Source organism: Streptomyces chlorus, from assembly GCF_042655885.1.
Classification (GTDB): Bacteria; Actinomycetota; Actinomycetes; order Streptomycetales; family Streptomycetaceae; genus Streptomyces; species Streptomyces chlorus.
The window spans coordinates 13,707-34,277 of sequence record NZ_JBHSOA010000014.1 but is presented as its reverse complement, the minus strand read 5'-3'; the positions used below and the strand labels follow the sequence as shown (position 1 = coordinate 34,277).

General features: G+C 67.5%; 16 protein-coding genes. 10 read left to right on the top strand and 6 right to left on the bottom strand.

The annotated features are described in order from the left end of the window. Positions 1-166: 166 nt before the first annotated feature. On the top strand, positions 167-241 hold the full coding sequence (locus ACFPZI_RS07960; protein ID WP_381207549.1) for a 50S ribosomal protein bL37: 75 nt from the start codon (positions 167-169) through the stop codon (positions 239-241). Positions 242-1,756: 1,515 nt separating this feature from the next. Here ACFPZI_RS07960 and ACFPZI_RS07955 read toward each other — a convergent pair. After that, positions 1,757-3,106, bottom strand: coding sequence for a glycoside hydrolase family protein (locus ACFPZI_RS07955; RefSeq protein ID WP_381360116.1), 1,350 nt, complete (start codon positions 3,104-3,106; stop codon positions 1,757-1,759). Positions 3,107-3,288: 182 nt separating this feature from the next. Here ACFPZI_RS07955 and ACFPZI_RS07950 point away from each other — a divergent pair, with 182 nt between their 5' ends. The 5 genes from ACFPZI_RS07950 (at position 3,289) to ACFPZI_RS07930 (ending at position 8,193) form a co-directional block, all read left to right on the top strand. Continuing rightward, a complete protein-coding gene (locus ACFPZI_RS07950; RefSeq protein WP_381360113.1) occupies positions 3,289-4,308 on the top strand; it encodes a LacI family DNA-binding transcriptional regulator in 1,020 nt (339 codons plus the stop codon). A 79-nt stretch (positions 4,309-4,387) separates the two neighbouring features. Beyond that, on the top strand, positions 4,388-5,731 hold the full coding sequence (locus tag ACFPZI_RS07945) for an ABC transporter substrate-binding protein (protein WP_381360111.1): 1,344 nt from the start codon (positions 4,388-4,390) through the stop codon (positions 5,729-5,731). Between the two features lie 64 nt (positions 5,732-5,795). After that, positions 5,796-6,803 (top strand): carbohydrate ABC transporter permease, encoded by a 1,008-nt coding sequence (locus ACFPZI_RS07940; RefSeq protein WP_381360108.1) that lies wholly within the window; start codon positions 5,796-5,798, stop codon positions 6,801-6,803. A 9-nt stretch (positions 6,804-6,812) separates the two neighbouring features. Next, complete coding sequence (locus ACFPZI_RS07935; RefSeq protein ID WP_360036284.1) at positions 6,813-7,667, top strand: carbohydrate ABC transporter permease; 855 nt, start codon at positions 6,813-6,815, stop codon at positions 7,665-7,667. Between the two features lie 34 nt (positions 7,668-7,701). Continuing rightward, positions 7,702-8,193, top strand: a complete 492-nt coding sequence (locus ACFPZI_RS07930) for a glycogen debranching N-terminal domain-containing protein (RefSeq protein WP_381360105.1) — start codon at positions 7,702-7,704, stop codon at positions 8,191-8,193. A 391-nt stretch (positions 8,194-8,584) separates the two neighbouring features. Here ACFPZI_RS07930 and trhA read toward each other — a convergent pair whose 3' ends face one another. Further along, positions 8,585-9,238, bottom strand: coding sequence for a PAQR family membrane homeostasis protein TrhA (trhA, locus tag ACFPZI_RS07925; protein WP_381360102.1), 654 nt, complete (start codon positions 9,236-9,238; stop codon positions 8,585-8,587). A gap of 396 nt (positions 9,239-9,634) precedes the next feature. Here trhA and ACFPZI_RS07920 point away from each other — a divergent pair, with 396 nt between their 5' ends. Then, positions 9,635-10,195, top strand: a complete 561-nt coding sequence (locus ACFPZI_RS07920; RefSeq protein ID WP_381360099.1) for a hypothetical protein — start codon at positions 9,635-9,637, stop codon at positions 10,193-10,195. 407 nt (positions 10,196-10,602) lie between these two features. On the opposite strand, the gene ACFPZI_RS07915 is transcribed toward ACFPZI_RS07920, so the two are convergent. Further along, a complete protein-coding gene (locus ACFPZI_RS07915) occupies positions 10,603-10,806 on the bottom strand; it encodes a cold-shock protein (RefSeq protein WP_109381995.1) in 204 nt (67 codons plus the stop codon). A gap of 150 nt (positions 10,807-10,956) precedes the next feature. Further along, positions 10,957-11,340, bottom strand: a complete 384-nt coding sequence (locus tag ACFPZI_RS07910; protein WP_381360096.1) for a MerR family transcriptional regulator — start codon at positions 11,338-11,340, stop codon at positions 10,957-10,959. An 836-nt stretch (positions 11,341-12,176) separates the two neighbouring features. Here ACFPZI_RS07910 and ACFPZI_RS07905 point away from each other — a divergent pair. The 3 genes from ACFPZI_RS07905 to ACFPZI_RS07895 all read left to right on the top strand — a co-directional run bounded on the left by ACFPZI_RS07905 (position 12,177) and on the right by ACFPZI_RS07895 (position 15,328). Next, complete coding sequence (locus ACFPZI_RS07905; RefSeq protein WP_381360093.1) at positions 12,177-12,431, top strand: PIN domain-containing protein; 255 nt, start codon at positions 12,177-12,179, stop codon at positions 12,429-12,431. A gap of 508 nt (positions 12,432-12,939) precedes the next feature. Continuing rightward, positions 12,940-13,767: an alpha/beta fold hydrolase gene (locus ACFPZI_RS07900; protein ID WP_381360090.1), complete on the top strand. Its 828-nt coding sequence runs from the start codon at positions 12,940-12,942 to the stop codon at positions 13,765-13,767. Between the two features lie 811 nt (positions 13,768-14,578). Then, positions 14,579-15,328: a hypothetical protein gene (locus ACFPZI_RS07895; protein ID WP_381360087.1), complete on the top strand. Its 750-nt coding sequence runs from the start codon at positions 14,579-14,581 to the stop codon at positions 15,326-15,328. A gap of 295 nt (positions 15,329-15,623) precedes the next feature. Here the strand turns inward: ACFPZI_RS07895 and ACFPZI_RS07890 are convergent, their stop codons facing one another. Both ACFPZI_RS07890 and ACFPZI_RS07885 read right to left on the bottom strand, forming a co-directional pair. Next, on the bottom strand, positions 15,624-16,175 hold the full coding sequence (locus ACFPZI_RS07890) for a hypothetical protein (RefSeq protein WP_381360084.1): 552 nt from the start codon (positions 16,173-16,175) through the stop codon (positions 15,624-15,626). A 716-nt stretch (positions 16,176-16,891) separates the two neighbouring features. Next, positions 16,892-20,221, bottom strand: a complete 3,330-nt coding sequence (locus tag ACFPZI_RS07885) for an AfsR/SARP family transcriptional regulator (protein WP_381360081.1) — start codon at positions 20,219-20,221, stop codon at positions 16,892-16,894. Positions 20,222-20,571 lie beyond the last annotated feature (350 nt).

The following is a 20,571-nucleotide window of genomic DNA, read 5'->3' as shown; positions in this document are numbered from 1 at the left end:
TCCCGTGCTCTCCATGGTGGGCATCCTTCCGGGAACTCAACATCTGATCTCGGATGCTTGCCAAAGCGGATCAAGCCCAAGGGCCGCAGCACCACTGATGCGGACACTCCGGGCCGAATCTAGACTGGCGAAGGCAGGAAGAGTCCCGATCAGGGAGAGGTGCGCCATGGCCAAGCGAGCCAACAAACGACGCGGTCGTAAGAAGAAGAAGGCCAACCACGGCAAGCGTCCCAACACCTGAGCCGACCGAGCGCGCTGCCGAGGGCAGTCACACTGGAAGCGCTCCGGCGGGATCAATCTGCCCGCACCGCTCCGGAAGCCCCATGCGGGGTCCACGTTCCAGCAGGTCATGCGAATCACGATCATGCTGAGAAACTTGCGGGTTCACGGGTCGGCCGCGACTTCACAGGCGACACTTGCGCCCTGGGACAGCGTCTGGCGCACGAGCAACCAACTTGCGCCGCCCATTGGTTGAGGGCGGTGTCCCGCTTGGGACAGGTTCGAGCCTCATCTTTGCCAGGTCGATCATCGCGGATCGCCGGCGCTGGAAGTTGGCAAGCGAGCGGTGTCTGGGGTGGTCACTGGAGGCCGCCTCTATACGCGTTCGTCCACCGCTGTCGGTATCAGCCGCTGATGTCACTTGACGGGCCCGAGTGGCCCGATCCTCCGGCATCTGCTGCGGTTGCTGTCAGCTACTGGTGTCTGCTCCTCGGCGTCGGAACAAGTGTCGGGTGCCGCGAACGAAGAGGATGAACACTGCCCGGATGGCCATGAACACGGTTGTGAGGGCGAGCGCGCGGGTAGTCACGTCAGAGATCGTGGTCCAAGAATCGGGTACGCCAAGAAGGAGCGAGAGCTCTCCGATCGCTACGGTCAGCCCGAACATGAACGGCAGCCATTCCCAGTGAGTCCGTGAGCCCCACCTCACTGCTGTTTGCCGCTTGTGCAGCCGACGAGTCGCCCGGCTGAGGATGACGCTTAGGACGATCATCGAAACAGGCACCCATAGGTCCCACCAGTGCACGCTGAGCTGCACGGCTCCGCCCCCTTGCTGCTCTGAGAGTGCGGTAAGTGATGGTCTAGCTAATTTCGCACCACTTCGTCCCAGTGGGTAGCAGGCCCCTGACCTCGGCTGTCGAGCCAAACCGGGGAGCCGGAGCCGTGCGCTCGGCCAGGGCGGCGATGTTGATCATTCGACCGCCGGAATCACCCCGTTATGGCATGTCATCACATCGGTGTGAAACGGCAGGAAACATCACTTACCGCACTCTGAGGCCTGCCTATACGGACGGTGAGCCTATCGCGCAGCCAGTGGAGCGGCGTTCGAGCTGGAGCACCGCTCCCAAAGCGGAGCCCGAGCCCCACAGCACGGAGAAGCCCGGCTTGGAGTCCGTGCCGGATGATGCTGATCCTTTGGGAGATATTCGGGAGATCAGCTCCCTGCCCGCTCACGCAAATGGCCCCGGACGAGGAGTCCGAGGCCGGTTGAAGCGCCTTCTTGGGGGAGGGCGAAACCCCAGGTCGGAACGGTAACGCGTGGTGCCCCGGCAGGATTCGAACCTGCGACACCCGCTTCAGGAGTTTTCCCCGGGCGAGGCTGCAACCTGCGGAGATGTTGGCCGCAGGGTGGCCGGCCGGGAAACAATTCCTCCGTGGTTCTCACGTGTTCACGGGGTTTCCCGACCTCATGTGTGCTGAATCCGTTCCGCCGAAGGGCCTGGTGACCACGCCGTGACGCAGGGGCAGTTGCCGCCGCTCAGCGGGGCGACGGACCGGGCCAGACGGCCGAGGCGTCGTCGCGGTCGGGGGCGGGAAGGCGGATCGGGCGGACGGGGATCGTGCGGGTACGTCCTTCAGCGACGGCTGTCCACGTGGCGGGGCAGCCTGAATAGCACAGGGTGGTCAGGGCGAAAACGCCGTCGGCGTAGACCTCGACGTACTCCCCGATGGCGAGGATCCGCAGGCTCGCGGCGGGCTCGGTCAGGACAGTCTCGCCGAGCCGAGCGCCGCCCGGGCCGGTCATCCACAGGTTCTTGCCGTCACAGCCGACGGTGAGGGCTGGCTGTCCGCCTTCGTCGGTGTGGGTGCGCAGGGTGATCTCGACGGGCCCGGATATACCGAGGCCGCCGACCGCGTGCAGGACGGGCACGTCGGTCTCCTTGCCGAGCCACGCGTCCAGACCGGGCCACCACTCCAGGCGCGGTGCTCCGTCCGCGGGAACGACCAGGCGCTTCGGCTGGGCCAGCATGCCGCGACAGCGGTCACCGGTGTCGGTGAGGCCGACCTGACGGGGCGTGGTGTGCAGCACGACGCGGGAGCCGTCGGGGGCGGAGATGATCCGGGGGGCGTAGGAACCGGTCGGACCGAGTGGGCCGCGCCGGGTCCAGGGGCCCCGCAGGCTGGGAGCGGTCCACGACTCGAAGCCGCGGGTCGCGCCGATGGAGCCGAGCAGGAGCCAGCTGCCGTCGTCGAGGCGTTCCAGGACCGGGCACTCCAGTTCGTCGACGTCGCCGGGTGAGATGAGCGGCGGGTGGACGGTCCAGTGCTCCAGGTCCTCGGAGGTGGCCCAGGCGACGCATCCGCCGGCCTCGACCGGGAGGGAGGCGTCGCTGGCGCAGACGACCATCACCCAGCCGTCCGACTCGTCGTCGCGTACAACGAAGGGGTCGCGCCAGGCCATTTGTTCGCCGGTGCGGTACCAGCGCGAGTCCGCCTCGACGACCGGTGCGGTGCCGTGGCGTTGCCAGCCGGTGCCGTCGGTGCGGTCGGAGTACGCCAGCCCGACCGACTGCAACGGCCAGCCGCCTGCCGTCAGTCCGCTCACGCCCGTGTAGAACATCGCCATTCCGTCGCCGTGCCGGACGGGGTGCATGGTCCACACCGCCTGCTGGTCGAAGCGGCCGGGCAGGCCGACCCCGAAGGCGGTGCCCTGCGGCTGCCAGTCGACCAGGTCGGTGGAGGTGGCCCGGCCGTAGGAGGTCTCCATCCGTAGGTGGTCGAACTCGGCTGTCCAGGGCCCCTGCAGGTGCAGCACCGTGTACGTGCCGTCCTCGTCCCGCAGCAGGGCGAAGTCGTTCACGCAGAGGCCGGGCGGGGCGTATCGCATGCGCGGTTCCTGTCGGCTCACAGCGCTCAAACGCGTGCGCTGACCATCGATCAAAACGGACTCTCTTTAGAATCATCCCAAGTAAATATGAACGCAAACGCTTGCGCAACAAGATGGGCGGGTTTACGGTCACGTCACCCCACAGCTCACACCGACGTGAAACCAACGGGAGGAACTGCGCCGTGACGGCCAGCATCAACGACGTCGCTCAGGCGGTCGGCGTCTCCGCGTCCACCGTGTCCCGCGCCCTGCGCGGCCGGCAGGGCGTGTCCGACGAGGTGCGGGACCGGATCGCGGCCGTCGCCGCTCAGCTCGGCTACACCGCGTCCCGTTCCGCTTCCAGCCTGGCCAGCGGCCGCACCTACACCATCGGGGTGCTGGTCCCCTACGTGGGCCGCTGGTTCTTCGGCACCGTGCTGGACGCGGCCGAGAAGGTGTTCAGCGCCGCCGGGTACGACGTGCTGCTGTACAACCTGGGCTCGCCGGAAACGCGCAAGCGTTTCTTCACGAGGCTGCCGGTCCGCAAGCGAGTGGACGCGGTGCTGTCCCTCCTCATTCCTGACGATGAGGAGTCGGCCGCGCTGCGCTCACTGGGGGTGCCGTTGGCCACCACGGTCGGCGGAACCCGGCCCGGTTTCACCGTCGTCGGGATAGACGACCGGGCCGGCACCGAGAGCGCCGTACGGCATCTGGTGAACCTCGGCCACCGCCGCATCGGCATGATCAGCGGGTCCAGCGGGCCGCTGCACTGGACCACCCCCATCGAGCGCCGCAACGCCTACCTGGACGTCCTGGCCGACGCCGGGATCGAGCACGATGCGGCCCTGGAGGCGGACGGTGACTACACCGTCGATGGCGGCGAGCGGGCCATGACCGAACTGCTGGCCGCCTCCCGCCCGCCGACCGCTGTGTTCGCGCAGTCCGACGAGATGGCGATGGGCGCGCTGCGCGCCCTGCGCCGCCACCGGCTGAAGGTCCCGGACGACGTGTCCGTCGTCGGCTTCGACGACCACGAACTCGCCGACGTGGTCGGCCTGACCACCGTTGCCCAGCCGGTCGCCGAGCAGGGCGCCGAGGCCGCGCGGCTACTGCTGCGCCAGCTCGACGAACCCGACACCGAACCCGCAGGGCACGTCCGGATGCCCATCCGCCTCGTCCTGCGCGAGACCACTGCCCCGCCCCGTCCGCGCGGACCTCACTGACACCCTCGAGCCCCACACCCCCACGCCTCGAAAGCACTCCCGCACCTCGAACCCTCGCCACAGCACGGAGGCACACACCATGAGTTCGACCAGCAGAAGGTACCGCCGCACAGCCTGTACGGGCCTGGCTCTCACCCTGCCCCTGGCGGCACTGGCCGCCTGCGGCGGGGGCGGCGGCACCGACGCGTCCGCGGAGGGCGGCAGCGGCAAGGGCACCATCAGTGTCTGGGCCCACCAGAGCCAGAAGAGCGAGGACGCCGCCGTGCAGGCCGCGGTGAAGTCCTTCAACTCCTCGCAGAGCGACATCAAGGTCGAGCTGAAGCTGATACCCGGCAACGACTACACCAAGACGATCACCGCCACCAGCGCCTCCGAACTGCCGGACGTGATGGAGTTCGACGGCCCGACCATGGCGAACTTCGTCTACAACAAGAAGCTCGCCCCCATCGACGACTATGTCTCCGCCAAGACGATGGCCAACGCCACCGACGCGAGCAAGTCCCAGGGCGAGATCGGCGGCAAGCACTACGGCCTGGGCATGTACGACTCCGGCCTCGGGATCTACGGCAACAAGAAGCTGCTGGACGCGGCCGGCGTGAAGTACCCGACCAGCCTGTCCGACGGCTGGACCGCGGAGCAGTTCACGGACGCGCTCAAGACGCTGAAGGCCAAGGACTCCGACGGCAAGACCCTCGACATCCAGGAGAACAACGGTCTCGCCACCGAGTGGGGCGCCTACGGCTTCGCCCCCGTCGTCTGGTCGGCCGGAGGCTCGCTGCTCAAGGACGGCAAGGCGGAGGGCGCCCTCGACACTCCGGCGGCGGTCTCGGCGCTGAAGACCGTCCAGTCCTGGAAGACGTACGTTGACCCCAACACCGACGGCAACGCCTTCGCCAAGGGCCGCGTCGCCCTGAGCTGGGTCGGCCACTGGATGTACCCCACCTACAGCAAGGCCCTCGGTGACGACCTCGTCGTCCTACCGCTGCCCGACTTCGGCAACGGCCCCAAGACCGGCCAGGGATCCTGGGCCTGGGGCATCGGCGCCGACACCAAGAACGCCAAGGCCGCCGGCGCCTTCATGGACTACCTCCTCAACGACACCAACGTCACCGCGATGACGACAGCCAACGGCGCCCCGCCCGCCACCAAGACAGCGCTCGCCGCGTCCCCCCTGTACAAGCAGAGCGGCCCGCTCCAGCTCTTCGCCGACCAGCTCGCCAAGCCTTGCGGCGACAGCGACATCACCGAGTCCTGCGTCGCCGTCACGCGCCCGGTGACCGCCGGATACCCCACCATCACCGCCAAGTTCAGCGAGGCCCTCAACTCGGTCTACGGAGGCGCCGACCCGAAGAGCGCCCTGTCCAAGGCCGCCCGCGCCATCGACCAGGACTTCTCCGACAACGCCGGCTACGAGATCCCGTAGGACCATCGGCCGGGGGCGGGCCCGCGCACGCCGTGCCCGCCCCCGCCGGGAACAGGACCCATCCGTGACATCCGCCGAACCGGCACACGCCGCGCCCCACGCCCGGGAGAAGGCCCCACCCGTGACCGCCGACAAGCCCGCGCGTCCGGCGCGCCCGGCGCGCTCCGTGCGCAAGAACCGCGACTGGCTGCACGGACTGCTCATGTCCACGCCTGCCGTCGCCGGACTCGTCGCCTTCGTCGGCGTCCCGTTCGGCTACGCCGTCGTCCTCTCCTTCTACAACGTCCGCCTCGGCTCCCCGCTCGCGCCGGCCTTCTTCGGCCTGGAGCAGTACCGCCGACTGTTCACCGACCCGGACCTGTCCGGCCCGTTCCTGCGGGCCCTGCTGAACAACCTGACCTTCGCCGTGGTCGTCGTCCCCGTGCAGACGGCGCTGGCACTCGGGCTGGCGATCCTGCTCAACCGCAAGCTCAAGGCGATCGGCCTGTTCCGGTCCCTCTTCTTCATGCCGGTCGTCTTCCCGATGGCGCTGGTCGCCGTGATCTGGCGGCTCATCCTCGCCCGCAGCGACCAGGGCATGCTCAACTCCGCGCTGCACGCGGTGAGTTTCGGCAACTGGGGCGCCTTCGACTGGCTCGGCGACTCCGCCACCGCGATGGCCTCGATCATCGTGCTGTCCGTCTGGCAGGGAGTCGGCTTCCAGATGGTCATCCTGCTCGCCGGCCTCCAGCAGATCCCGGGCGAGCTCTACGAAGCCGCCGAACTCGACCGCGCGAGCCGCTGGCAGCAGTTCCGCCACGTCACCCTGCCCGGCATCCGCGGAACCCTCGTCTTCGTCGCCATGCTCACCTCGGTGCTCTCCTTCCGGGTCTTCGACCAGGTGTACGTCCTCGTCAAGGGCGGCGGCCTCAACGAGGACGCCGCCCGCACAGTGATGTACCAGGCCGTCACCACCGCCTTCGACCAGAGCAACGTCGGCCAGGCGTCTGCGATCACCGTCGTCTTCTTCTTGATCGTCGTCGTCCTGACCCTCATCCAGCGCCGCGTCGTCCGGCCCGACAACGAGGACTGAGGACTGACCATGAGCATCCACACGGGCCTCACCCGCACACCCCTGCGCCGCTTCCTCGACTACGCCGTCCTGAGCGTGCTGGCCTTCATCTTCGCGCTGCCGGTGATCTACCTGTTCATGGGCAGCCTCAAGCCGTCCGACGAAGTCCTGAACGGCCTGTCCGGCTTCCTCCCGACCCACCTGTCCTTCGACAACTACACGGCCGTCCTCGACAACCTCAACTCCGACAGCACCGGCTACTTCTGGCGCTTCATGGGCATCTCGCTGCTGCTGTCGTTCGTCGTGGTGACGGGCGGCCTGTTCGTCAACTCGATGGCGGCGTACGGCCTGTCACGGCTGAAGTGGCGTGGCCGGAACGCCGTCTTCACCCTCGTCCTGCTGCTGATGCTGGTCCCGTTCGAGTCGGTGGCCGTCCCGCTCTTCTACATGTTCAACGACCAGCGCAACACGTTGTTCATCCAGGCGATCCCGTTCATCGCCAACGCCTTCTCGGTCTACCAGTTCCACACGTTCTTCCGCTCGATCCCGCCGAGCATCGAGGAAGCCGCCCGTCTCGACGGCGCGGGCCCCTGGCGCACCTTCTTCGCGATCATCGTCCCGATGTCGAAGCCGGCCTTCGCGTCCGTGGCGATCCTGACCTTCCTCATTCAGTGGGGCTCCTTCCTCTGGCCGGTCCTGATGGTCTCCGACCCCTCGGTACGCCCGCTGCCGCTGGAGATGAGCGTCTTCCAGGCCCAGCTGCCCCCGGACTGGGGCCAGATCCTCGCCTTCGGCGTCCTGCTCGTCCTGCCCGTCCTGATCGTCTTCGCCTTCTTCCAGCGTTGGTTCGTCCAGGGTGTCGCCAGCTCAGCCGTCAAGGGCTGAGCCGCTTCCCGAGTTCCCGAGAGGTACTGCTGTTGTGGACCACCCCACCGCCAACGCCCCGGCGGCCGCCTCTGCGAGCGAGGGCCTGCTGCCGTTCCTGCACGACGCGGTCCTCACCCTGTGCGCGCCGAGTCTGGCGATCTCCCGTGCGGACGGGCAGCTCGACGGGGGTGCCGCCGGTTTCTACCACGGTGACCGCAGGGCGTCGGCCCAGCTGACCGTCGCATCCGAAGGCATCACCCTCGCTCCGGTCGACGGCGGGTTGAGGGGAGCGAACCGGGCGGAATTCCGGTCGCTCCTGCGGGGCCTCGACGAGGTGGCGGTGGACCCGGCCCTCGCCCTGCACCGCCGCCGAACCGTCACGGCCGTACGACACCGCGCTCGCCCTTCACGGCCTGACCGGGGCAGGCTTCCCCGACGCCGCCGCATCACTGGCAGAGGCCTACTGACAGCGTCGACGGCATTCGACGCCCGCCTGCCCGAACTCTTCGCCGGCCACGGCAGGGCACGCCGGACGCGTCCTTGAGCTCACCCACTGCCATATGTGTGCTGCAAGCGCAGGAGCCCTCCCGTCCGCTGGACGAAAGGGCCTCTGACCAGGTGTTTCTCTGTTCCCCCGGCAGGATTCGAACCTGCGATACCCGCTTGAGAGGTCATCTCATTTGGTGAGTCTGCGGTAGCAGATGAGGGTGCAGGCGATGCTCGTGAAGGCGAGGAAGTGGTCGGCCTTGCGTCGATCGCGGACGGGCCCGTCGGCTGACTCGGCCTCATCGGAATTACGACTGCCGACCGGCAGGTCCACGAGAACGTCATCCGGCGCATGCCCCGCCGACTCCGACGATTGGCGGCGTCGTGTACGCACCCGTCAGCGTGCAACGTGGGTGATGAGCGGCGCGGGCCGGAACACTGTCGCGGGGTCAGTAGGTGGCCAGGGAGATGGCGACATAGTGCGCGGTGAAGGCTGCCACGGTCAGGGCGTGGAACACCTCGTGGAAGCCGAACCAGCGGGGTGAGGGGTTGGGGCGCTGGAGGGCGTAGACGACCGCGCCCGCGCTGTAGAGGAGACCGCCCGCCACGATCAGGGCGAGTACGGCCGCTCCGCCGGTGTGCAGGAAGTCGGGCAGGTAGCGCACCGGTGCCCACCCCAGGGCCAGGTAGCACGGGGTGTACAGCCAGCGCGGGGCTCCGACCCACAGGACCCGGAACGAGATGCCGGCCAACGCGCCCAACCACACGATCCACAACAGCACGGACCTCTGGTCCGGCGGCAGGAGGAGCACGGCCAGGGGGGTACAGGTGCCGGCGATGATCAGGAAGATGTTGGCGTGGTCGAGACGTCGTAGGAGAGCCTCGCCGAGCGGCCCCCAGGTACCGCGGTGGTAAATGGCGCTTGTTGCGAACAGCAGCCAGGCGGTGACCGAGTACACGGCGCAGGCCCGGGCTGCCTGTGGGGTGTGAGCCAGGCAGATGAGTACGATGCCTGCGATCAGTGCGGCGGGGACCATTCCGGCATGGAGCCAGCCACGCAACCTCGGCTTGATCGATTCGGCCAGGTCGGCCGCCTGCTCCACCAGAGCGGCAACCGAGCGGGCGCTTTCTCCTGCACCGTCACCTTGTGGTCCGCGGGGCAGCCCGACTTCGCGGTGTTCTCCACACTCTGAGGCGACGTGGACACATTCGACCTCAGCGGCGTCACGGGACATGGCTTCCCGTCCTCCCTCGGGCTCCTGGGCGTCACTGGGAATCATGCGCTCATGCTAGGAGACCTCACAGGCCAGCCTTTCGAGAGGTTGGTCCGAAAACCAAGCGCACGTCAGCCGGGCGTGGGCTCTCTCGCCACCGTGTGGACTCCGGCCTTTGGTCTCGCCGCCAATCGGGCCGCCCGAAGCCGAGTAGAGCGGCCGGTTGTGGGAACGATCAGGGCCTCCGAACGGGCATCTCCGCTCGCCTACCCGCAAGGATCGCCGATGCTTCCTCAGGTCCGCCCCCACGTGTCCGCCCCCCTCACAGACCAGTTGGAACACCAATTGGCCCTGGCTTCAGACCTCGAAGCCAGCCATCTCGATGTGGAGCGCGTCGCCGGCATCGCAGTTGTCGCAGCCGCCCACTCCAGTGGCTACGCGGCCATCGGCCATCTCCTCGGACTGCTGGCCGCGCTCCCTGCCCCCACCGAGGCAGGCGAACGCTTCTGGTCCAACCTGTGGAGGTCCTCGGGCACCGCCTACCTGCTACCCGTCAACATCAAGGCTCACGTGCTGCAATCCCTGGCAGGCGAAGGAACCGCCCTGGCCCGACAGATCCTCTCGGCCGTCGATGAGATGACCCCGCCCCAACGCGTCGCAGCCGGGGAGGTGATCGGCCAAGCCCTCGCCGAGTCCGACCATTTGCCCGACCTCAAGACACAGGTCATCGGAGAACTATGGCTCCGAGATCTCGAACTCACCGCCTGGCGCGTCCTGCACGCCGACCGCAGGTCGGACGATCCCGCTGGACGGAAAGCCTTCCTCGAAGCCTGGACGAGCGTCTGAACGTCTACTCCTCCAACGGCACGACAACCGCACAGGGTGTGCGGCGCCCCAGCCGCCACGCGGCGCGCAGCCCCGGCCTCGTATCCGTACTCATCGGGCCCGGTGCTCCTGTCGCTTCCGAGTAACACCCTGGTCGCCGGCGACCAGGACCGTAGTGTCGTGGCCCCCGGCTCAACGGCTACGCGTACGGTGAGGCGAACGAGCCCGGGACAACGCTTGAAGCGACCGAGTTCAGGAACTCTCGGCCGATGTCGCGCCGTCCCCAGATGCACCCCGATCCTGTGCATGACAGGATCTTTCGCCGCCCGCGAGAGGGGGATCCCACTGCCCGGCTGACAGCACCGCCCGCACGGACGACGGCAGCTACCGGACGTGGTGTGCGCGATCCCTCGGGCAGGGCTGCCAGGTCAGGCCAGGTTGATGTTCTCGGCCTGCGGGCCCTTCTGGCCTTGGGTGACGTCGAACGTCACCATCTGGCCCTCCTGGAGCTCACGGAAGCCTGAGGAGTTGATCGCGGAGTAGTGGGCGAAGACATCCGGGCCGCCCCCGTCCTGGGCGATGAAGCCGAAGCCCTTCTCCGCGTTGAACCACTTCACAGTTCCCGTAGCCATGTCTCATGCCTTCCCAGCCGATGTACGCCTACCGCAAAGTGCGGAAGGCAGAGGTGATCGCTCGGGTTCCTGCAGCACAGCACAGCAGAATGCCCACGCCGAAGACGTGGGCGAAGGGGAACTTCCGAACCATGACAGCTGACGCAGACGCTACATGCCCACACGCCCTGTCACCAGAGGCAATGACCACGCGCTGCTTCGGGCCGCAGACGGGTCGGACGCTTCGGCGGCGCGGCGGTATGCGGAGTTGGTGCGCTGGGCTTCTTCGAGTTGGTCTTCGAGGATGACGATGCGGCAGGCGGCCTCGATGGGGGTGCCGTGGTCGACGAGTTCCCGGGCGCGGGCCGCGATGCGCAACTGGTAACGGGAGTAGCGGCGGTGGCCGCCCTTGGAGCGGAGCGGGGTGATCAGGCGGGCTTCGCCGATGGCGCGCAGGAAGCCCTGGGTGGTGCCGAGTATCTCGGCGGCCCGGCCCATGGTGTAGGCGGGGTAGTCGTCGTCGTCGAGACGGCCGAACGAGTCGTCTGCTGTCACTTGCACCTCTCTGTGGAGCGCGTGGAGGGGCCCTGGTGCCAATGGCACCAGGGCCCCGAAGGAACTGCTATACCATCTGCCGGCCCTAGTGCTGCGCCGGCCTTCTGTGTCCGCAGACCCGACGGGAACTTCGCTGTCGGGGGTGCGGGGATCGCGGTTGCTTGACCGGAGACCACCTCACTATCGATGTCCTGCGGTACCCGGGCTCAAGATTTCGACCCGGGCGATCCTGATGGCGCCTGGCTCCTCCGTTTCTTCCCTCTGGGATCAATCACTTTCCTACTGCTGGTACTGCTGGTGCTGCTTTCCTGCGTACTGCTGGTGATGCGAACTGCTCCGTGGCCTGTGACAGCGCCACTCTTCGGCAGCCAGCCCCGTCGCCCGTCCTGCGTCTGCTCTGGCTTGGAACCCCACTGCCGAACTTCCCGGTGCGCGCGTCCGCAGCCGACGCCTTCACCGAGGTGCTGCTCACTGACTTCACTGCTGGGTACTGCTCACGGCGGCCCCTGATCACTGCGGGCCACCCGGTCCGGTCGTCAGTCCCGTCGCCGTCCTGCAACCGCTCTGGCTTCGGAACTCCACCACCGCACCGTCCTGCGCACTGCAACTGCGGGTACTGCTGCCCGGCAGTTCGTCTCTGCCGGGCCTTGCTGATCTCGGCTACGAGAGAAACCATAACCACACCACCACCCAATGTCTACTCTGGCCGACATAGGTTTTTGCGTGTTCGCCGGTGAGGTAATCGGGCCCTGCCGGGTTAAGGGGGTGCTGGGCGGGGCAGGAGGGATGGTTAGGCAGGACCGGACATTGACGAGCCAGAGGCCAGGGTGGACCTGATGGACACGACGTGCGTCGACGCCACGACCATCCGCTCCGCGACCGCCGTCGCCGACGCGCGCGAGACCACCCGGGCCTTCCTCGAAGCCCTCCGGCAACCGGCCGTCGACTCAGAAGCGGCCGGCATCGACCCACCGGACGCACTGATCGCCGCCACCGCCCTGGCCAACGGGTGGACGGTCGCCACAAGCAACATCAAACACATGGCCCGAACCGGGGCTCTGGTCGTCAATCCGTGGGAGCAGCAACTGTAGTTGAGGGGCCCCTCACATACGTGTGGTGCGAGACCGGAGGTCCTGCCGCCTACTCGGGCGGCAGGACCTCCGACCTGCTTTTTCTCTGTGCCCTCGGCAGGATTCGAACCTGCGACACCTGCTTTGGGAGCGAGGTTGGGGAGCCGTTGGCACGACCTGCGGGTTTCCTGCTTTTGGCTGTATCCGTTGGCCGTACCCGTGCGTACCAAGGCTCCCCGTGAGTCTTCGCCCGTTCTGGCGCACGAATGGCACGCCCCGAGATCCTGCACGGGGCCCTCTCGATGCGAACTACGGGCGGGGTGATCGCTGTGGCCTGCCCGATGCGCTGAAGTGGAGCTTCCCGAGTAGGGTCGGAAGCACTACGTGCTCATCAGCCGCCTTCCGCTGCCGGCCTCTCCGTCGCCCCCATGTGCGTCCGCTGCTGGTTGTGGTGTGACATTCCAAGTGCGGCTCGGGCACTGAATTCCCATGAAGTGCGGAGTTCCGGACAAGTGCTAGAGAGGCAATCATGGCCTTTGCCACTGCCAAGGACGGCACACAGATCCACTTCAAGGACTGGGGGTCGGGCCCACCGGTGGTCTTTTCCCACGGCTGGCCACTGATCGCGGACGCGTGGGATCCGCAGCTGAAGCTGATGGCGGACAACGGCTTCCGGGTTGTGGCCCACGACCGGCGCGGGGGTGGACGCTCGGGCCAGCCCTGGGAGGGGAACGACCTCGACACGTACGCTGAAGATCTGGCCTCGGTCATCGAGGCCCTCGACCTTCGTAACGTCATCCTGGTCGGTCACTCGACCGGTGGGGGAGAGGTCACACGCTACATCGGCCGACACGGCTCGAGTCGCGTCACCAAGGCGGTTCTACTCGGCGCGATCCCCCCGTTGATGCTCAAGACGGAAGCGAACCCGGAGGGGCTGCCGATCGACGTCTTCGACGAGCTCCGAAAAGGCGTGCTGACGGACCGTTCCCAGTTCTACAAGGACCTCAGTACTCCCTTCTACGGCGCCAACCGCGAAGGATCGACCGTCTCGCAGGGGATCCGCGACGAGTTCTGGCTCTGGAGCATGACGGTGGGCATCAAGGGTGCCCACGACTGCATCAAGGCGTTCTCCGAGACCGACCTCACTGAGGACCTCAGAAAGTTCGACATCCCCACGCTGATCATTCACGGCGACGACGACCAGATCGTTCCCATCGTGGCATCCGCGAATAAATCGTCGAAGCTCGTCAAGGACGTGACCTTCAAGGTCTACCCGGGTGCTCCGCACGGCCTGTCGATGGTTCCCGAGTTCGCGGAACGGTTCAACGCCGACCTCCTCGAATTCGCACGCGGCTGACCGGCCACGCCTCGTCGCTCACTGGTCCTCTCGCGTTCTGGTCTGCGGATGCCCGTCCGCAAGCCTCGACCGTCAGGCGCAGCCGGTGGATCAGCTCGTGTGTGCCGGCCGTGGGACTTCGCCGCGCACCACGGCGTGAGACCGCGTCAATGTGGTGCCGGTCCAGTCACGGGGCCGACTCGTCCGCCGGTACCCGCCCCGCTCCCTGCCCACCACGCTCCTCAGCTTCCACACCGAAGAGCAGGGGAAGGGCGCCGAAGACCGAGAAGAGGGTGACGCGGGCCTGATCAACTTCGTTCGCTTTTGGTCCCCGAGCACGGCAGGGTGCCAGCCGCGATCATGCGATCGGCACCCTGTCCAGCGTCGAGGTGGCGGGATGTGAACTCACGACCTCTTCGTCCCGAACTCTCGGCTGAGCAGTCATTCAGGACTGGTGGGCTGGTCAGTCAGCCATCGACGGCTTCTGACAGTCGACTACGGTTGCGGTGGTCGCTGTACTCCGTCCTGAGTTGGTCCTTTCTTCTGTGCCCCCGGCAGGATTCGAACCTGCGACACCCGCTTTAGGAGTTCGATCAGGGCCCGATGTGATTGCGGCCCCCTATGCGCACGGGCACCGCATATGGTTGCCGGTCGCCACCGCTGTCCGTGGTCGTTGATGTCAATGTTGGATGTCAGCGGAACAGCTCCGGCACCGGGCAGACTTGCAACAGCTCGCCCGGCCGGTCGGCCCAGCGCCACCGGACATGCCGACCGGCATGCATCCACAGCAATCGACAGGTCGGCGAAAGCGCGCTTGCGGCAGTCTGCTTGGATGCCGGAGATGACGACGAGTTCTCCTGTTCCTCGCGCAGACGACGCCGATTCCGACCGCCTGAGGGCCCTGCTGGAACGGGCTGCCACGGGCCCGGACAGTCAGGCCTGGAGCGACCTCTGGACGGAGCTCTACCACAACGGCTCTCTGGATGTCGCCGATCCGCTGGTGCTGCACACGCTGGCCGACCTGGCGGAGGTCAACAAAGCCGACATGGCAGCTTCGGCCCTCCACCTGGCCGGCGCCCTTCTCGTCCAGGCCGACCAGCGGTACGAGACCCGGAACCTGCGGCACCAGTACGCGTCGGAAGTCGCACGTCTATTGGGCGCCGCAAACCGGTGGCGGCAGGTCACCGCCGACCGGAACGACTACTGCCACCTGCTTGAGGCCGTCCTGAACCTGGAGGGCGACATCCACTGGGCTGAGGGCTTGGTCTGGGGCGTCGTCAGCGAGGAATACGAACTCGAGTGCCCCGATCCCGATGGGTGCGCGTCGCTGTGGGGGATCATCGGAGAGCGGGGCTTCTTCAGCGCGGCGGAAGACTACGCCCTCTCCGACGACATCGAAACCTTCCCTCTCCATCCAGCCGACCCCCGCGCCCTGGAAGGTCTCGGCCGCCGCCTCTACGATCTTGCCCTGGCCGACGGTCATGAGGAAGTCGCGCGCGCCCTGACTTATGCCTTCGGTGAGGCGACCTGCCCGGAGTGCGAGCAGCGCCTCTCCGTCGTCGGGCAGGTCATCGCCAGCTGAAAATCGCGTCGGGGTGGCGGGGTTTGAACCCACGACCTCTTCGTCCCGAAGCAACTCGGCTGGGCGCTCGACCTCGGGCCCGAGTACCCCTCACCTGGTGTGATGATCCGCAGGTGTGCGTGCTTGCCCACGGTTGTGCGTCGGCGTTGTCACGCAGTCAGACACTCGGCGGGACAGAAAACGGCCTGAGCGCCCGTCAGCAGGTGCCCGCCGCAGCCCGCGTACATCCACGACGCCGGGAACGTCGGCCCGATTACGGCGGGCCGGGACCTTTCCTGCACTCCGGGCGGCGCTGTCACCACTCGTCGTGGCCGCCGATCACCAGGAAGCTGCCCACGACGCCATCGTCACCGAACACGCCCTCGTGGACGGTACGGGTCACAACGCCATTGGTGGCGCCGTGGGGACCCACGGTGGCGACCGGAGCGCCGTTGTCACAGGTAAAGCCGCGGAAGACCGCGATGGTCTTCCGGCTGTCATTGAAAACATTGAAGCTGCTGGAGCCCAGTCCGCTGGCCGCAGTGACGCAGCCCTCAGTGGAGGCGGAGTACACACGTTCGTTGAAGTAGATCCTCCCCTCTTTTTTCTCATGGCCGTAGTTGCGTCCGCCGCCCTCGCGGTCGCGGCCCTCGTCCTTCTCTCCGTTTGCGCTGCCGCCGCTAGCGGGAGCCGCGGCAGGGGCGACTCGTTGTTCAGGCTGGGCCGCCCGTTGGGCAGCTGCGGCCGGCTGGTGGACGGACGGGGACGCCGGGGCGGATGCGGAGGTCGCGGCGTAGGTGATACCGGTGGCTGCAAGGGCCGCCGCGCCTACGCCGACAGCGGCCACAGCAAAGGTGCGCGTGGGCATGTCACTTCTCTCTGTCTCACGGACGTCGGCCGGGCGACCGACTTGCGATGAACGTAACGAAAGCCCTCGCAACTGTCATTTCGGACATGTTCAAGGTGTGACGCCATGAGTCCAGCCAGGGGAAAATGCAGCACTCACCGCATACGATGAAACATCTGCGCCTCGCAAGGTGCACAGCGTCACGTCATCCGGGGCAGCTGAGTGCGGGTCGGGAACCACTCCGGCGTCGTGCTGGGGGTTGGCGCAGGCCATCGGGCGCTCTTTTGCGGGGTGGCCGTCCTTGATGGCTCCTCCCGGGTTCGTTCTGCCCTTGGGTATCAGGACGGCGGTACCGGCTCACGGACACCAGCCGACGACAACTGTCGCCCGCGCTGGTCAAGGACGATGCCAAGCGCCCCGGACCATGATCGGCCCGGGGCGCTTCGCTGGTGCCCCCGGCAGGATTCGAACCTGCGACACCCGCTTTAGGAGTTTTCCCTGAGCTAGGCTGTGACCTGCGGAAACGTCAGTCATAGGGTGTCTGGCTTGGGAAAACACTCCTCCGTGGTTCTCGCGTGTTCACGGGGTTTCCCGGCCTCATGTGTGCTGAATCCGTTCCGTGGCCTCCGAGCGCCCTGACGCGATTAACTTTGCTCCATGTGCGGGGCCAGTGCCCGCGCGGCGTGTGTGGGCGGCTCCCCCCACGGCCCCGGCAGCGTTTTTCCGGTCTGCAAACATCACCAGTCGAGGTCTTTGTACCCCTCCTCCGGCATACCCACCTCCGAGAAGATGTTCAACGCCTGCTGCCTCATGAGTTCAGCGGCAGCGCCGTCGGTCTTCCGGAGGGCGCGGGCGAGTGCCACGAGGGTGCGGGCTTCGCCGAGTCGGTGGCCGGTCTCACGGTGTGTGGTCAGTGCCTCATGGCCGAGGGTGACGGCTGTGGCGTACTCCGATTCGGACTCCGCGGTGCCGCACAGGACGGTCAGGGCCTGCCCTACCACCACTCGGAAGCCGTACGCACGGGCCAGGCGGAGCGCCTCCTCGGCACTGTGGCGGGCCTCGTGGTGCCGGCCCAGCCGGCGGTGCGTGAGGGAAAGCCCCAGGATGCTGTCCGCCTCGGCCCGTTTCAATCTCGCTTTTCGGGCCAGGGCGAGGGCTTGTGTGTCGGCCTCAAGGGATCGGTCGAAGTGGGCCAGGCTTCGGTGGGCAGCTGCGACCGTGTTGAGGATGCCGGACTGAATCCAGGGACGTCCCGGGGCCTTGACCATGGCGAAGGCACGCTCGGCTTGCGCCAGCGCCTCGTCGTGGCGGCCGAGCTCGATATTGATCTTCGCGACGGCGTCGAACATCATCGCGCGGCCGTTGCGGTATCCGCCCGTCCCGTCAGCGGCCACCTTGGGACCTAGGAGGTCAAGGCCGTCGGCGAGACGGCCGAGTTCCCAGTAGACCCAGCCCAGAAACTGCAGCGCCAGGCTGTCGTCCCACCAGCCGATCTCCACATTGCGCCTGATGACCAGTTCGAGGTGGTCCGCGGCCTCCCGCAGTCGGCCCAGATCCCGGGAGACCATACCGAGTCCGAGCAGCCCGAACGCCTCAAAGGAACGGTTCCTGGTTTCACGGGTGAGCCGCAGGCCGGCGGTGAGGCGCTCGTATGCACTGTCGAGGCGCGCCATGCTCCATTCCATGATGCCCCCGACACCGAGAGCCGCGGCCTCCCCTGTCGGCCAGTCGAGCTCCCGGCTTATGTCCAGTACGCGTGTGTTGTGATCCGTCGCCTCCCTGGCATGGCCCCAATCCCACTGGGTCACGGCGAGGCTGGTGTGCATGGCTGCCTGGCCGAACAGGTCGCCTTCGGCCACGGCCGCGTCCAGCGACGTCTGCGCGGTAGTCCACCACGTCGCCCGCGGCAGATGAAGCCAGAAGTAGCCGAACAGCGCGGAGGTCAGATGCCAGGCGACGGGGCGGGGACCGTGGCGGCCCGCGTGGCTGACGGCGGCGAGCAGGTTCGCTTGCTCCGCCTCCAGCCATTGTTTGGCTTCGGCAGCGGACGGCATGCCCGGTTGGTCACCGGGGACGAGGCCGCTGGGCAGCTCCGGGAAGAACCAGGTCCCCGCGGCGGCGCGAGTGGCGTGTGTGTACCAGAGCAGGACACGTTCCAACGCGGCGTCACGGTCCTCCGCGCTCTCCTCCACCTGCGCACACTCCCGCGCGTACTCGCGAAGGAGATCGTGGAACCGATAACGGCCCACCGTCACCGGCTCGATCAGGTGGGCGGCGGCCAACGCACCGAGCAGACGCCGGGCCTGCGACGGCGGCGCGCCCAGGAGGGCCGCCGCGACCTTGGCGGTGAACTCCGGTCCGGGGAACAGGCCGAGCAACCGGAACAGCCGGCGCGCCGCAGGCACCAGCACCCCGTACGACACGGAAAAGGCCGCCCGCAAGGGGGAGTTCTCATCGCCGTCCGGCTCCAGCGCCTGCAGCCGGTTGCCCTCGGACATCTCGGTTACCAGGTCGGCCGGGTGCAGACCCGGGTCGCCCGCCAGCCTGGCGGCGGCCACGCGCAGCGCCAGCGGAAGGCCGCCGCACAGCCGGATCAGTCCGTCGACCGCGAGCGGGTCGACGGAGAGCCGCTCCTCGCCGAGTGTCCGGCTCAGCAGCGCGCGGGCCTCGGTCGGTAGGAGGAGGCTCAGCGGCAGGGCATGTGCCCCGTCGCGTACCACGAGATCAGCGAGGCGGTTGCGACTGGTGACGACGACACAGCAGGACGGGCTGCCCGGGAGCAGCGGACGGACCTGCTCCGCGGAAGCCGCGTTGTCCAGCAGGACGAGGAGGCGCCGGTCTGCCAGCAGGGTCCGGTACACGCGGCCCTGGGCCTCCTCGTGCGAGGGAATCTCCGACGCCGGCAACCCCAGGCTCCGCAGCAGCAGCTCAAGTGCTTCGTTGGGCTTGAGATGCGGCCGGTCATGGTCGAATCCGTGCAGGTTCACATACAACTGACCGTCCGGGAAGCGGTCACGCACCTGGTGCGCCCAGTGCACCGCCAGAGCGGTTTTGCCGATGCCCGCGGCGCCGCCGATGGCCGAGATGACCACGGTCTTTGTCGGTCCCTGCCCCCCCTCGGGAGGAAGCAGCGCGTGCAGTCTGGCGAGTTCACCGGTGCGGCCGGCGAACCCCGCGGCGTCGTGGGGAAGTTCGGCCGGCACCGACGGCGCGCCGGCACGGTCCGGCTGCTCCTCCCGCGTCGGTGACCCTGGTCGCGTCGACGCGGGAGGAGCAGCCGGACCGAGGAGCCAGGCGTCGTCCTGGCGCAGCACCGCCTTGTGAACCCGGCGGAGCTCCTCACCGGGATCGACTCCGAGTTCGTCACGCAGGCGTAAGCGCATGTCCTGGTAGGCGTTCAGTGCTTCGGTCTGACGTTCGCAGCCGTACAGAGCCCGCATACGCAAGGCCAGCAGCGACTCGTCATACGGATCGGACGCGGACAGCGCGGTCAGGTCGTCCAGGGCATCGCCGAACCGGCCGAGCAGAACCAGGCATTCGAGCCGGGCCAGCCGGAGCGTTCGCCGACGTTCCAGCAGCCGCTCGCGCTCGGCCTGGGCGAACGATCCCGGCAGGTTGGCCAAGGGCTCGCCCTGGAACAGGGCGAGCGCTACGGACAACTGCTCCGTCGCGGCGGCCAGATCGCCGGACGCCCTCGTGCGCAGTGCCTCATCGCCCTGTTCGGCCAGGTCCGACAGATCGAGCCGGACACCGTCGACGACGAAGCGGTACCAGCCCTTGCCGCTACGGATCAGCGACTCCGTATGCCGGGTGCCTTCGGAGTCGAGCGTCCTGCGCAGCGGGTTGACGTGACTGGCCAGCACTTTGTTTCCGGATGCGGGCGGCTCCGATCCCCACACCCCGTCGAGCAGTTGCTCATGGCTCACCACAGCCCCCTGACGGAGCAGCAACGCGGCTAGCACCGCCTGCCGCTTGACAGGCCCCAGATCCAGTGGCTCTCCGCCCCGCCAGGCGCGCAACGGCCCGAGCACCGCGACCCGAAGCCGCTGGGGGGGTTCGCTGTCCATCTCGAAGCCCTCACTTCCGCACATCATCGAAATTTCATCGGAGTTGCAGCGCGTCCCGTCATGGTTGCAGAGATGCGACCGAGAACCACTGAGAAGTCCCGAGACAGGCACCGGCCTTCTCAAGGGGCGTCAGGTCGTGGCCGCAAGAAGGTAAGGGGAGTTCGCGGCTGCTACGAAGCGACTGTCTTCGTCGCCGCCGTTGCCCAATTGACAGGGAGTACGACATGACAAAGGTGGAGTTGGCGGCCGCAGAGTGCGCCCTGGGGACGGCGGCCGGGCTCGTCGACCCGTACGCGGCCCCTCACAGGGCTTCTGCCTCCGTGGACGTGAGCGCGTCGGTGAACGCCTTG